This is a genomic window from Curtobacterium sp. MCLR17_042 (assembly GCF_003234695.1).
GTDB lineage: Bacteria > Actinomycetota > Actinomycetes > Actinomycetales > Microbacteriaceae > Curtobacterium > Curtobacterium flaccumfaciens.
Genome location: NZ_QKTD01000001.1, coordinates 366871 through 379699, shown reverse-complemented (window position 1 = coordinate 379699; position 12829 = coordinate 366871). Strand labels below are relative to the sequence as shown.

General features: G+C 72.7%; 15 protein-coding genes. All 15 read left to right on the top strand.

What is annotated here, in order from left to right:
- Positions 1 to 159: 159 nt before the first annotated feature.
- The 15 genes from DEJ02_RS01900 to DEJ02_RS01830 all read left to right on the top strand — a co-directional run bounded on the left by DEJ02_RS01900 (position 160) and on the right by DEJ02_RS01830 (position 12805).
- Positions 160 to 975, top strand: coding sequence for a sigma-70 family RNA polymerase sigma factor (locus DEJ02_RS01900; protein ID WP_111030012.1), 816 nt, complete (start codon positions 160 to 162; stop codon positions 973 to 975).
- A 118-nt stretch (positions 976 to 1093) separates the two neighbouring features.
- Positions 1094 to 1933 carry a flagellin gene (locus DEJ02_RS01895; RefSeq protein WP_071403929.1) on the top strand — a complete coding sequence of 280 codons (840 nt, stop codon included), beginning with the start codon at positions 1094 to 1096 and terminating at the stop codon, positions 1931 to 1933.
- Between the two features lie 103 nt (positions 1934 to 2036).
- A complete protein-coding gene (fliD, locus tag DEJ02_RS01890) occupies positions 2037 to 3425 on the top strand; it encodes a flagellar filament capping protein FliD (protein WP_258378643.1) in 1389 nt (462 codons plus the stop codon).
- Positions 3426 to 3436: 11 nt separating this feature from the next.
- Positions 3437 to 3910, top strand: a complete 474-nt coding sequence (fliS, locus tag DEJ02_RS01885; protein ID WP_084740422.1) for a flagellar export chaperone FliS — start codon at positions 3437 to 3439, stop codon at positions 3908 to 3910.
- A complete protein-coding gene (locus DEJ02_RS01880) occupies positions 3900 to 4202 on the top strand; it encodes a hypothetical protein (protein ID WP_111031808.1) in 303 nt (100 codons plus the stop codon). Before fliS ends, DEJ02_RS01880 begins: the two co-directional genes overlap by 11 nt.
- A 237-nt stretch (positions 4203 to 4439) precedes the next feature.
- A complete protein-coding gene (locus DEJ02_RS01875) occupies positions 4440 to 4784 on the top strand; it encodes a flagellar basal body protein (RefSeq protein WP_017886135.1) in 345 nt (114 codons plus the stop codon).
- Entirely contained in the window at positions 4781 to 5176 is a 396-nt protein-coding gene (locus DEJ02_RS01870; RefSeq protein ID WP_017886136.1) for a flagellar basal body rod protein FlgC, read from the top strand. Before DEJ02_RS01875 ends, DEJ02_RS01870 begins: the two co-directional genes overlap by 4 nt.
- Positions 5176 to 5517 carry a flagellar hook-basal body complex protein FliE gene (gene fliE, locus DEJ02_RS01865; RefSeq protein WP_071244597.1) on the top strand — a complete coding sequence of 114 codons (342 nt, stop codon included), beginning with the start codon at positions 5176 to 5178 and terminating at the stop codon, positions 5515 to 5517. The genes DEJ02_RS01870 and fliE overlap by 1 nt, the downstream gene beginning before the upstream one ends.
- Entirely contained in the window at positions 5517 to 7187 is a 1671-nt protein-coding gene (fliF, locus tag DEJ02_RS01860) for a flagellar basal-body MS-ring/collar protein FliF (protein WP_111031807.1), read from the top strand. Before fliE ends, fliF begins: the two co-directional genes overlap by 1 nt.
- The gene (gene fliG / locus DEJ02_RS01855; protein ID WP_244993480.1) at positions 7184 to 8236 is read left to right on the top strand and encodes a flagellar motor switch protein FliG; all 1053 of its coding nucleotides are present in this window, start codon (positions 7184 to 7186) and stop codon (positions 8234 to 8236) included. The genes fliF and fliG overlap by 4 nt, the downstream gene beginning before the upstream one ends.
- On the top strand, positions 8229 to 8903 hold the full coding sequence (locus tag DEJ02_RS01850; RefSeq protein WP_111031806.1) for a hypothetical protein: 675 nt from the start codon (positions 8229 to 8231) through the stop codon (positions 8901 to 8903). The genes fliG and DEJ02_RS01850 overlap by 8 nt, the downstream gene beginning before the upstream one ends.
- On the top strand, positions 8900 to 10243 hold the full coding sequence (locus DEJ02_RS01845; protein ID WP_111031805.1) for a FliI/YscN family ATPase: 1344 nt from the start codon (positions 8900 to 8902) through the stop codon (positions 10241 to 10243). Before DEJ02_RS01850 ends, DEJ02_RS01845 begins: the two co-directional genes overlap by 4 nt.
- Positions 10243 to 10674, top strand: coding sequence for a flagellar FliJ family protein (locus DEJ02_RS01840; RefSeq protein WP_111031804.1), 432 nt, complete (start codon positions 10243 to 10245; stop codon positions 10672 to 10674). Before DEJ02_RS01845 ends, DEJ02_RS01840 begins: the two co-directional genes overlap by 1 nt.
- Positions 10671 to 11408 (top strand): C40 family peptidase, encoded by a 738-nt coding sequence (locus DEJ02_RS01835; protein WP_111031803.1) that lies wholly within the window; start codon positions 10671 to 10673, stop codon positions 11406 to 11408. The genes DEJ02_RS01840 and DEJ02_RS01835 overlap by 4 nt, the downstream gene beginning before the upstream one ends.
- Positions 11405 to 12805 carry a flagellar hook-length control protein FliK gene (locus DEJ02_RS01830; protein ID WP_111031802.1) on the top strand — a complete coding sequence of 467 codons (1401 nt, stop codon included), beginning with the start codon at positions 11405 to 11407 and terminating at the stop codon, positions 12803 to 12805. The genes DEJ02_RS01835 and DEJ02_RS01830 overlap by 4 nt, the downstream gene beginning before the upstream one ends.
- Positions 12806 to 12829 lie beyond the last annotated feature (24 nt).

The window sequence follows — 12829 nt, the reverse complement described above, 5'->3', positions numbered from 1 at the left end:
CCCCGGGGGACACCCGGAACCGCTCGGGAACGACGCGGGGTGCACCGCTCGGAGGGACCCGGGCGGGTCTTCGGCGTACGCACCGGCCATCCGAGGCCGGCGTCCGTCGCGCCCACGGACGGGTGAGCCGACACACGTCAGGTCGACCAGGGGAACAGCATGGACCGCACCGAACGCAACGCGATGATCGTGGAGCACCTCCCGCTCGTGGGCTACATCGTGGCCGACGTCCGCTCCCGGGCGACGCACCTGGACCGCGACGACCTCGCCGCCGTCGGGTCCCTCGCACTCGTCGCAGCCGCCGAGGCGTTCGACCCGACCCTCGGTGTGCCGTTCGGCGCCTACGCCCGCACCCGGATCGCCGGCGCGCTGGCGGACGACATGCGCTCGGCCGACTGGGCGTCCCGCGGCACCCGGAAGCGGATCCGCGAGACCCTCGCCACGCAGGAGGCCCTGTCCGCGCGCCTCGGCCGGAGCGTCGGTGCGCAGGAGATCGCCGATGCCATGGGCGTCGACAAGCAGACCGCCGTCGACGCCATGAGCGACGCCGCCCGTACCGTCGCGCCGCTCGACGAGACCGTGCACGACCTCGTCGCCGCGGACCTGCCGCTCCCCGGGGACGACCTGCTCGAGACCGAGAAGCGCCGGTACCTCCGCGCCGCGGTCGAGGCCCTGCCGGAGCGGATGCGCTTCATCGTCGAGGCCGTCTACTTCGGCGACCGCTCGGTCACCGACGTCGCCGCCGAGCTCGGCATCACGCACTCGGCCGTCTCGCAGCAGCGCTCCGAGGCGATGCGCCTGCTCCACGACGGTCTCGCCGCCCACTACGGCGACGGCACGACCGTCGAGCCCGCGAGCCGCACCACCGCGGCCCGCCGCAGCGCCTACCTCGCCCGTGTCGCCACGAACGCCGCCGCCGGTGTCGCGCGCGCAGTGCACGACGCCGCAGCAGGACCGGCCGTCGCGGCGAGTTGAGACGTCGGCGGAAACTTCTCCGCCGATCCCCTAACGACTCCCGGCAACCGGTCGAGAGTCATCCATGTCAGCCCACGGACGGGCCGACGCACGACCCACATTCACGGAGGAAACCACCATGGGTATGTCCATCAACACCAACCTCTCGGCACTCAACACGTACCGGAACCTGAACTCGACGCAGAACGACCTGTCGAAGTCCCTCGAGAAGCTCTCGAGCGGCCTCCGCATCAACCGTGCTGCCGACGACGCGTCCGGTCTGACGATCTCCGAGGGGCTGAAGTCCCAGGTCGGTGGCCTCACGGTCGCCGCCCGCAACGCGCAGGACGGCATCTCCGTCGTGCAGACCGCTGAAGGTGGCCTCACCGAGACCCACTCGATCCTCCAGCGCATGCGCGACCTGGCCGTCCAGGCCGGCAACGACTCGAACAACGCGGACTCCCGCACGGCGATCACCACCGAGGTCGGCGAGCTCACCAAGGAGCTCACCCGCATCTCGGCGTCGACCAACTTCAACGGCATCAACCTGCTCGACGGCTCCGCCGGCGCCGCAGGCGTCCTGAAGTTCCAGGTCGGCGCGAACGGCGACGCGGCGAGCCAGATCGACGTGGACCTGTCGAAGTCGAACGTGGAGTCCGTGTCGACCGCGGTCGGCGCGCTCACCTTCGACTCGGCGACGAACGCTCAGGCTGCCATCACCGCGATCGACGAGCAGATCAAGTACGTCTCCGCCGCCCGTTCGAGCATCGGTGCAGTCCAGAACCGCTTCGACCACGCCATCAACGTGACGAACGTGGCCAAGGAGAACCTCACCGCTGCCTCCTCGCGCATCACCGACGTCGACATGGCGGAGGAGATGGTCAAGTACACGCGCGACAACATCCTCAGCCAGGCCGGCACCTCGATGCTCGCGCAGGCGAACCAGAGCACCCAGGGCGTGCTCTCGCTCCTGCGCTAGCCATCACGTGGTCCGCCCTCCGGGCCCCTTCGGGCGCGGAGGGCGGACCTCGCCGTCCTGACCACCTCCACGACGCCAGGGAGTGTCGACGATGTCCTCGTCCGTGTCCTCGAGCACCAGCCTCGCGATCGACGGTCTGGTCAGCGGTCTCAAGACGACCGACCTCATCAACTCGCTGATGAGCGTCGAGGGGGTCCCGCAGACCCTGCTCAAGAACAAGCTCACCACCACCAACTCGTTCATCTCGTCACTGCAGACGCTCAACGGGTTGATCCAGGGGCTCGCCACGAAGGCCGCGGACGCCGCGAAGGCCTCGTCGCTCGACCTCTTCGCCGCGACGAGCACCGCGCCGAGCGTCACCGCCGTCACCGGTACCGGAGCGACCGCGGGCTCCATCAGCTTCACCGTCGGATCGACCGCCTCGGCCCAGGTCGGGGTGACCGCCGCGATGTCGACGTGGTCGACCGGTGCGCAGCCGATCACGATCGTCGGCGCGGACGGCAAGTCGACCACCGTGACGCCGGTCTCCGGTTCACTCGACGACGCCGTGTCCGCCCTGAACAAGTCCGGTGCGGGCGTCACCGCGACGAAGGTCTCAGCCGGCACCGACGCCGACGGCACCAAGCTCTACCGCCTGCAGCTCACGTCCGCGAAGACCGGAGCGGCCGGCGGGTTCCAGGTGTACCGGGGCGGCGCCGACGAGGTGGCAGCGGGCACCGCGACGAACGTCCTCACCGAGACCGGTGCCGCCGTCGTCACCGCGGCGACCGACGCCAGCGTCACCCTCTGGGCCGGCACCGCCGCCGCGCAGACGGTCACGAGCGCCACGAACACCTTCACCGGGCTCGTCCCCGGGGTCGACGTCACCGTCTCGAAGGCCACCACCGAGCCCGTCACCGTGACGGTCGCGCAGGACACCACCAAGGCCCAGTCCGTGGCCTCCGGGCTCGTCGACGCGATGAACGCGATCGCGGCCTACTACAAGACGAACACCGCGGTGTCGAGCTCGACCAGCGCGACCTCCGGCACCACGACGACGAAGGCCGGTGTCCTGCTCGGCGACGGTGCGTCCCGCGACGCCGTGCAGCGGCTCACGAGCACGATGTCCGCCCCGGTCGACGGCAAGTCCCCGTCGACGATCGGCATCGTGATCACGAAGGACGGCACGTTCACCTTCGACCCCGAGGTCTTCCAGAAGGCCCTCGCGACCGACCCGAAGGCCACCCAGGCGATGCTCTCCGGGGTCGCCGCGAACGTCGGCGCCGCGGCCACCGCCGCGTCCGACAAGTACGACGGCTCGGTCACCACGTCCATCACCGGGCAGCAGGCCGTCGCCAAGGACCTCACCACCCAGATCGACAGCTGGACCGACCGGCTGGCGATGCGCCGAGCCTCGCTGCAGACCCTCTACTCATCCCTCGAGACCAGCCTCAGCAAGCTCCAGTCGCAGTCGAGCTGGCTCGCCAGCCAGCTCGCTTCGACGTCGAGCTGACGGGAACGACCATGACCTTCGACTTCCAGGCAGCCGCCTTCCGCCAGGCCGCCCAGCCGCGCACCGTCACCGACCAGCGCCGTGCCCAGTACACGAACGAGGCCGTGCTGTCGGCGACGCCGGCCCAGCTCGTGACGATGCTCTACGACCGGCTGCTGCTCGACCTGCACCGTGCCGAGGCCGCGCAGGTCGCCGCCGACTGGGAGGCGGCCCGCGAGCAGCTCCTGCACGCCCAGGCGATCGTCGGCGAGCTCTCGAGCACCCTCCGGATCGACGTCTGGGACGGCGGTGAGGGCCTGCTCGCCGTCTACAACTACGCCTCCACCTCGCTCATCACGGCGAACGTGCACCGCGACGTACAGGCCACCCGCGACTGCATCCGGATCCTCGAGCCGCTGCGGCAGTCGTGGCACGAGGCGGCCGCGTCGCTGCCCGCGACGCCCGCCACGCAGCAGCCGACCGGGGGAGCCCTCGGTGTCGCCTGAGCCGTCCGACGGACGAGTCGCATGGGAGGCCCTGCTCACGTCCCTGGAGCAGGACGCCGCCGGGCAGGCGGCCGCCTCCACGGCCGTGGCCGGGTGGTCGGAGCCGGCCGGGCTGGGACCGCTGCCGCGTGCCCTGGTGGGACGGGCCTCCCGGCTGCTCGCCGCGCAGCGGGACCGCATGACGGTGCTCGAGGCGGACCGCCGCTCGACGCTGGAGCACCTCGGTGCCCTGCGCGCCGTCGACGCCACGCGCGAGCCCCGCGGCTCCGTGTACCTCGACGCTTCCGCCTGACCCGCGCCCCCGCACCGCTTCTGCGACAGAGCACCCGTCGATCGACGGGTGCTCTGTCGCATCTCGGGTGGTCCTCGCCCCGCACGCCCACCGCCCCCCGTTCGGGGCGACGCCTAACGCGGCGGACGACGGGCTCCGATAGCGCCACACGAGCACGGATCGCTCACCAGTTCGGCCAGGGATCGGCCACCACCGCACGGCGACGTCGCACCGACGACGCCTGACGAGGGGACCCCCGTGTTCGATTCCGTGACGAGCGTCGCGCTGCAGAGCGCACTCGACGGCCTGTCGATGCGCCAGAAGGTGATCGCGAACAACATCGCGAACATCAACACGACGAACTACCACGCCGAGAAGGTGCAGTTCGAGGACGCCCTGGCGAAGTCGATCGTGGACGGCGACGGCGCCACCACGCCGACGATGGCGCGCAGCCTCGAGCCGACGAACACGAACGGCAACAACGTCAACCTCGACGAGGAGACGCTGTCGAACATCGACACCGTGCTGCGGTACCAGTTCGCCACGCAGGCGATGAACTCCGAGCTCACCAGCGTCCGTGCGGCGATGCGGACGAACTCGTGACGACGTTCGACGCGATCGGCATCGCGAGCACCGGCCTGACCGTGCACCGGAAGTGGCTCGACGCCGTCTCGGACAACATCGCCAACGCGAACACCGTGAAGTCGATGGACGACACCGCGTTCCAGGCGCGCTACGTCGAGGTGCAGGAGGGTGCCGGCGTCTCCGGCGCCTACGTCAAGGGCGCTGCGTTCGGCAGCGCCGCCGGCCGTGTGACCTACGACCCGGACAACCCGCTCGCGAACGAGGAGGGCTACGTCCGCATGCCCGACATCGACCTCGGCACGCAGATGGCGGACCTCATCATGGCCCAGCGCGGCTACCAGGCGAACGCCGCCGTGGTCGACCGTGCCAAGACCGCCTACGAGGCGGCACTGCAGATCGGGAAGAACTGATGCCCATCGACGCCGTGAACGGTGTGACCACCAACGCGATGACGAACGCCCTGACGAGTGTGTCGGGGACGTCCAGCGACAGCACGAACGCCACCGCTGCCGCCGGGGCGACGACCGACGGCAGCGGCTTCGCCGCGAGCCTCGGCAACGCCGTCGACGGGCTGCAGTCGCTGCAGAGCGACTCGAAGACCCTCGCGCTCAAGGCCGTGACCGGCAACCTCGACGACATCCACGACGCCACGATCGCCGCCACCCGCGCGCAGGTCACGCTCGAGCTCGTCTCCGCCGTCCGCAACAAGGGCGTCGACGCCTTCAACGAGATCATGAGGATGCAGGCCTGATGCCCGTCGCCGTCAAGAACGTCTTCGCGCGCCTCAGCGCCTACGTGAAGGGCTTCTCCGCCGCCCAGCGCACCATCGCGATCCTGGCGATCGCGGCGCTCGTGCTCGGTGGGATCGCCCTCGCGTCCTGGCTCGGCAAGGCGTCCTACGCGCCGCTCTTCACCGGGCTCGCCGCGGCGGACGCGAGCTCCATCACGGACCAGCTCCAGACCGACGGCGTGCCGTTCCAGCTCACCGACGGCGGTGCGACGATCCTCGTGCCGCAGGCGCAGGTGTACTCGGAGCGGCTCAAGGCGGCGTCGAACGGCCTGCCGTCGTCGAACGAGGGCGGCTACTCGCTGCTCGACAAGATGGGCGTGACGAGCTCCGAGTTCCAGCAGGACGTCACCTACAAGCGCGCGATGGAGGGCGAGCTCGCCAAGACCATCGGTGCGATGGACGGCGTGCAGACCGCCACCGTGCAGCTCGCGATCCCGGAGAAGTCCGTGTTCGTCTCCGAGGAGAAGGACCCGACCGCGTCGGTGTTCATCGCGACCGACAACGGCGCGCAGCTCAGCACCGACCAGGTGCAGGCCATCGTGCACCTGACGAGCGCCTCGGTCGAGGGCATGCAGCCCACCGACGTCTCCGTCGTCGACGCGAAGGGCCAGACCCTGTCCGCCGTCGGCACCGGTGCGACCGGGAGCGGCGCGGACCAGGCCGCCGACTACGACGCGGCGACGAGCAAGAAGATCCAGGACCTGCTCGACACCACGCTCGGCGTCGGCAACGCGACCGTCGTGGTCTCCGGGACGATGAACCAGGAGTCCGGCACCCGGACGTCCGAGAGCTACACGAGCCCGACCTCGGGCCCGGTCGCACTGAACGAGTCGAGCACCACCGAGGAGTACGGCGCCGGCTCGGGCGCGGGGAGCGGCGCGACGGGGGTCCTCGGCCCGGACAACATCGCCGTCCCGAACGGCACCGCGACGAGCGGCGCCGGCGACGACGGGTACAAGAACGAGTCGGCGACGAAGAACAACGCCGTCGACCACACCACCGAGACCACGCAGATCCCCTCGGGCGGGCTCGACCGGCAGACCATCTCGGTCGCGCTGAACTCGAAGGCCGACGCCGTGCAGAACGCGAACCTGCAGAGCATCAACGACCTGGTGTCCGCCGCCGCGGGTGTCGACCAGGACCGTGGCGACCAGGTCAAGGTCGCGATGATGGACTTCGACACGAGCGCCTCCGACCAGGCCGCCAAGGCCCTCGAGGCCCAGCAGAAGGCCGACCAGCAGGAAGCGCTGTGGTCGTCGATCCGCACCGCCGGCATCGTGATCGGCATCGTCCTCGCCGTCATCGCGATCATGTTCTTCGTCGCCCGCCGCAACCGGAAGCAGGAGCGCGAGGCCGTCGACCTCGGCGAGCTCGACGCCTTCGCCGGCGAGACGTTCCAGCTGCCCCTCGCGATGGACGGCGTCGACGACCGGGCGACGCTCGGTGCCGGTGACGCCCCGACCGCCGTGCTGTCGGCGATGCCCGCCGGTGACGCCCCCACCGAGGTGCTGACGACCGAGGAGATCACCGCCGAGCGCCGCCGTCAGGACATCTCCGCCCTGGCCGAGCGCGACCCGAAGCGCACCGCCGAGCTCCTGCGCGGGCTCCTCGACGACCGGGCACCGGTGTGAGCGCCCTCATGCCGAGCCCCGGCGGCGGTTCCGGTCCGAGCGACCGTGCGCTGACCGGTGCGCAGAAGGTCGCGCTCATCCTCATGCAGATGGAGACCGACCGCGCCGCCGAGGTGATGAAGCAGTTCACCGAGATGGAGGCCGAGGAGATCTCCGCCGAGATCGTCCGGATGCGCCGCGTCGAGGACACCGTCGTCGACCAGACGCTGTCGGAGTTCCACCGGATCACGATGAGCGGCCGCCTGCAGAAGCGCGGCGGCAAGGAGACCGCCCTCGGGCTGCTCGAGGCGTCGTTCGGCGCCGAGCGGGCCGCCGGCGTGATGGACCGTCTGGCCTCGAACCTCGCCGGCCAGTCGTTCGACTTCCTCGACGACGCCGAACCCGGCCAGGTCATCTCCCTGCTCGAGGGCGAGCTGCCGCAGACGATCGCCCTCGTGCTCGCCCACCTGGGCCCCGGGCAGGCCAGTGCCGTGCTCGCCGGGATCGACGAGCGTGTCCGCACCGACGTCGCCCAGGCCTTCGCGACCATGGGCAGCGCGACCCCCGAGGCCGTCGGCATCGTCGCCGGTGTGCTGCGCCAGCGCGCCGGGGCCGTCGTGTCGCCGCGCGAGAGCGTCGAGGTCGTCGGTGGCATCGCGCCCCTGGTCGACATCATCAACCGCTCGGACGTCGCGACCGAGAAGGCCGTCCTCGAGGGACTCGAAGCCCGCGACCCGGAGCTCGCCGAGGACATCCGCTCCCGCATGCTGACCTTCGAGGACATCGTGAAGCTCGAGTCCCGCGACATCCAGCAGGTGCTGCGCGGCATCGACTCGAAGATCCTCGCGACCGCCATGAAGGGCGCAGCCGGGCCCGTCGTCGAGACCATCCGCGCGAACGTGTCCGAGCGCAACCGCGAACTGCTCGACGACGAACTGCAGGCCATGGGCCCGGTCCGCGTCTCGCAGGTCGAGGAAGCCCGCGCCGAGGTCGTCCGCTCCGTGCGCGAGCTCGAGGCCCAGGGCGTCGTCACCGTGCACCGCGCCGAGGAGGACGAGCTCGTTGACTGACACCGTCGTGCACCGCGTCGCCTTCCCGGTGCTCGCCGACCCCGCCGGACGCGAGCGCGCGTCGAGCGCGGACGTCCGCGGGCACGCGGCCGGCTACACCGCCGGCCTGCGGGCCGCGCAGGCCGAGACCGACGCCCTGCGCGCCCGGCTCGAGGCCGAGCACGCCGCGCGGGTCACCGCGCTGCAGGCCGACACGGCACGCCGGATCGCGGTCCTCGACGCGGCGACGAACGCCATGCTCTCCACGGTCGCACCCGTCCTGGCGGACGCCGAGGCGTCGGTCGCGAGTGCGGCAGTCGACCTGGCCGAGGCGATCGTCGGCAACGTGGTCCGCGCCTCCAGGCCCGCGCACGACGCGACCGTCACCGACGGTCCGGACGGACCGGGCAGCCGGGAGGCCCGCATCGCGTCCGGCGCCGAGGCCACCGTCCGGCGGGCACTCGCGTCCGTCGACCGCACGGTCCCGGTGGCCGTCCGGCTCTGCCCGGCGGACGCCGCGCGCGTCGCCGGCCTCGACCTGCCGGTGCCGGTCGTCGCGGACGGCACCCTGCGCGACGGCGACGCCGTCGTCGACCTGCCGGACGGCATGCTCGACGCGCGCATCGCCACGGCGCTCGACCGCGCCCGCACCGCCCTCGGTGTGGACGCGACGGGAGCCGACCGGTGACCGCCACGCTGCTCCGTCCGCGCGGCCTCGACGAGGCCCTCCTGCGGGCCGCACCCCAGCGGGTCGGTGTCGTCACGAGCGCCGTCGGCCTGGGGCTGACGATCGCCGGGCTCGACGCCCGCGTCGGCGAGGTCGTCACGGTCGGCGCCGAGGACGGCGACCAGACCGCGGTCGAGGTCGTCGCCACCGATGCCTCGGGCGTCCGCTGCATGCCGCTCGGCCGCCTGACCGGCGTGACCGCGGGCACCCCGGCGCGTCCGACCGGCCGCCCGGTGCTCGTGCCGACCGGATCCGGTCTGTTCGGCCGCGTGCTCGACGGACTCGGCCGACCGATCGACGACCGCGGGCCGCTCGAGGGCCCCGGCGGCGGACCGGTCACCTGGGTCCCGCTCGACCACGACACCCCGAACGCGATGGCCCGGACCCGCATCGACACGCCGATGCAGCTCGGCGTCCGCGTGCTCGACACCCTCACCACCGTCGGCCGCGGGCAGCGCATGGGCCTGTTCGCCGGGTCCGGCGTGGGCAAGTCGTCGCTGCTGTCGATGATCGCGCGCGGGAGCGACGCGGCCGTCAACGTCATCGCCCTGGTGGGGGAGCGCGGCCGCGAGGTGCGCGAGTTCCTGGAGGACGACCTGGGACCCGAGGGGCTCGCCCGCTCGATCGTCGTGGTGTCGACCTCCGACGAGCCGGCGCTCATGCGCCTGCGTGCCGCGTTCGTCGCCACCCGCATCGCCGAGTCGTTCCGCGATGCCGGGCAGGACGTCGTGCTCATGATGGACTCGCTCACCCGCGTCGCGATGGCGCAGCGTGAGATCGGGCTGTCGGTCGGAGAGCCGCCGGCCACCCGGGGCTACCCGCCGTCGACGTTCTCGGTGCTCGCCGGACTGCTCGAGCGCGCCGGGACCGACCGCGTCGGCAGCATCACGGGCATGTACACCGTGCTCGTCGACGGCGACGACCACAACGAGCCGATCGCCGACGCCGCCCGCAGCATCCTGGACGGCCACGTCGTGCTCGACCGCAAGCTCGCGATCACCGGGCACTTCCCGTCGGTCGACGCCCTCGGCTCGGTGTCCCGCGTCGCCTCGAAGGTCACCCGACCCGAGCAGCGTGCCGCCGCCACCGTGCTGCGGAAGGTGATGGCCGCTCGCGCCGGGGCCCAGGACCTGCTCGACGTCGGTGCGTACCAGCGCGGGTCGAACCCGCTCGTGGACGCCGCCGTCGACCACCAGGGATCGATCGACGCGTTCCTACGTCAAGGCATGGACGAGCGGGCCACGGCTGATGCGTCCTGGCAGCGCCTCGGCGGCCTCGTGCAGCAGCTGGGGGTGTCGTGATGGCGCGCCGTTTCCCGCTCGCCGGGCTCCTGCGCCTGCGCCACACCGAACAGGACCGTGCCGCCGCCACGCTGGCCACCGCGAACGAGCGCGTCCGGTACGCCGCCGACGCCCGGATCGCCGCACGCCGGAGCCTCGCCGACAGCGAGGACGCCCAGCCCATCCAGGACGCCGCCACCCTGAGCGCCGTCGCCGCAGCCCGTGCCGCGACCCGCGGGATGCTCGAGGAGCTCGACGCCGTGGTGCAGAACCGCCGTGCCGACGCCGACCGGGCGCAGCAGGACTACACCGCCGCCCGTCGTGCCGCCGTCGGCCTCGAGAAGCTCGAGGGCAAGCACACCGAGCAGCAGGCGGCCGAGGAACTCCGGACCGAACAGAACGCCCTCGACGAGATCGCGGCACGACGCCGCACAGAAGGTGGTGCCCGATGAGCGTCGAAGCGGTGCTCTCCCGGATCTCGGAGATCCGGTCCCAGATCGACACGCTGCGCGGCGGGACGGCCACGGCTGCCCCGAGCGCGTCCGCCACCAGCAGTGCCGCGGGATCGTCGGCCTTCGCCGACGCCCTCGCCACCGCCGACGGCGCGACCGGCGCCGCGAGCGCTGCCGGTGCGACCGCCGCAGCGACCCCGGCGGCCACCCGTGCCCCCGCGACCTCGGTCGACGCGGGTGCCGGCACCCTCGCCACCGGCAGCGGTGCGACCGGCGCCGACGTGGTGGCCGACGCGAAGAAGTACCTCGGCGTCCCGTACGTGTTCGGCGGGGAGACGACCGCGGGGATGGACTGCTCGGGCCTGGTGCAGACGGTCTTCAAGGACCTCGGGGTCACGATGCCCCGGGTCGTGCCGGACCAGGCGAAGATGGGCGTCGAGGTCGGCTCCCTGAAGGACGCGCAGCCCGGCGACCTGATCATCCCGAAGGGCGAGGGCCACGTCGTCATCTACGTCGGCGACGGCAAGGTGCTGCACGCGCCGCGCCCCGGCAAGGACGTCCGGATCGTCGACAACTGGTATTCCCAGGGCGACATCGCGACCATCCGCCGGATCGTCCCCGCACAGGCGGCCCCGTCGGCCGTCACCGCGCCGACCGCCTCGGCAGCGCGTTCCGCGACCGACCTGCAGACCGCCGCGCTGCTGTCCATGATGCAGTCCGGGAGCGCCGCATGAGCCTGACCATCGCCACCCAGCCGTCCGTGCCCACCGCACCGGGCTCCACCCGGGGTGCGGCGTCCGACCCCGCGGCTGCCGGGTCCTTCGGTGCGGCACTGACCGCCGCCGTCGCGACCGAGCGGCGAACCGGCGACGGTGCTGCTGGGCGGGACGACACCGAGGGCCGGACGGCGGACGGGTCGGCTGCGACGCCGGGCACCGCCACCACGCCGTCCGCGTCTGCGTCCACGTCCGCGTCGGACCAGGCGGTGCCGAGCGACGCAGCGCCCGTCGACGCGCAGGCGCTGCTCGCCGCCGGACTCGTGACCGTGTCCGCACCGATCCCTCCGGCCAGCCGCGCCGCCGAGACGCCCGCCGGCGAACCACAGGTCGTCGTGGCAGCAGGCGCGACCGCCGGAACGACCAACACCACGACCACGACACCGCCGTCGGTGGAGGGGGACACCTCGACGCCGGTCCCGTCGACCCCGGCGCCGACCACCGCCCACGCCACGGCGACCCCGCAGCAGGCACCCGAGTCGGGCGTGGCACCGGAGACGACTGCCGCTGCGACGACGGGCCCGGCGACCACCGCCCCGGCGACCTCCGCCGTGACGCCCGGCGGCACCGCGTCTCCGGCCGCGCCCGCGACGACCGTCGCCGGCGCCACCCCCGCGACGACCGCTGCGTCGACGACCAGGGCCACGAGCGACCCGGCGACCACCGCCCCGACGGCCGCTGCCGCGATCGCGGCCCCCGCCGCCACCCGCACCGCCGACGGCGACACCGCGACCGTGACGCCGGCCCAGGCGCCGGTGGTGGCGGCCGCCGCCCCGGCAACCGGCACCGGCTCCCGAGCCGGCCACGGGACGGAGCAGCAGGCGTCGACGCCGGGTGATCCGGGCCTCCCGGCCGTCGCCCCCAGCCGCGGTGGCGAGACGCCGTTCGTCATGTCGACGACGCCGACCACCGCGCCCGCCGCGGCGACCGCACCGGCCCCGGCACCGCTCGCCCAGCAGCTGGCGCGACCGGTGTTCTCGCTCGCGCAGGCCGGCCCCGGCGAGCACGTCGTCACCGTGCAGGTCGTGCCGGACAGCCTCGGCCCGGTCACGGTCCGCGCGCACGTCACCGCGCACGGCATGCACGTCGAGCTGTTCGCCGCCTCGGACGCCGGCCGCGAGGCCGTCCGCCAGGTCCTGCCGGACCTGCGGCGCGACGCGGCCGGCACCGGTGTGAGCACCACGCTCGACCTGTCGTCGCAGAACCAACCGCAGGACGCGCCGGGTCGCGACGAGCGTCCGGCCGCACGTGCGCTGCCTGGCGACCCCGGTCTGGAGGCGCGGGTCGCCCCGCGCACGCAGCCCCCCACCCACACGCCCTCCATCCGCACCGCGGGACTCGACGTCCTCGCCTGATCCGGCTCACGAACAGGAACGCAC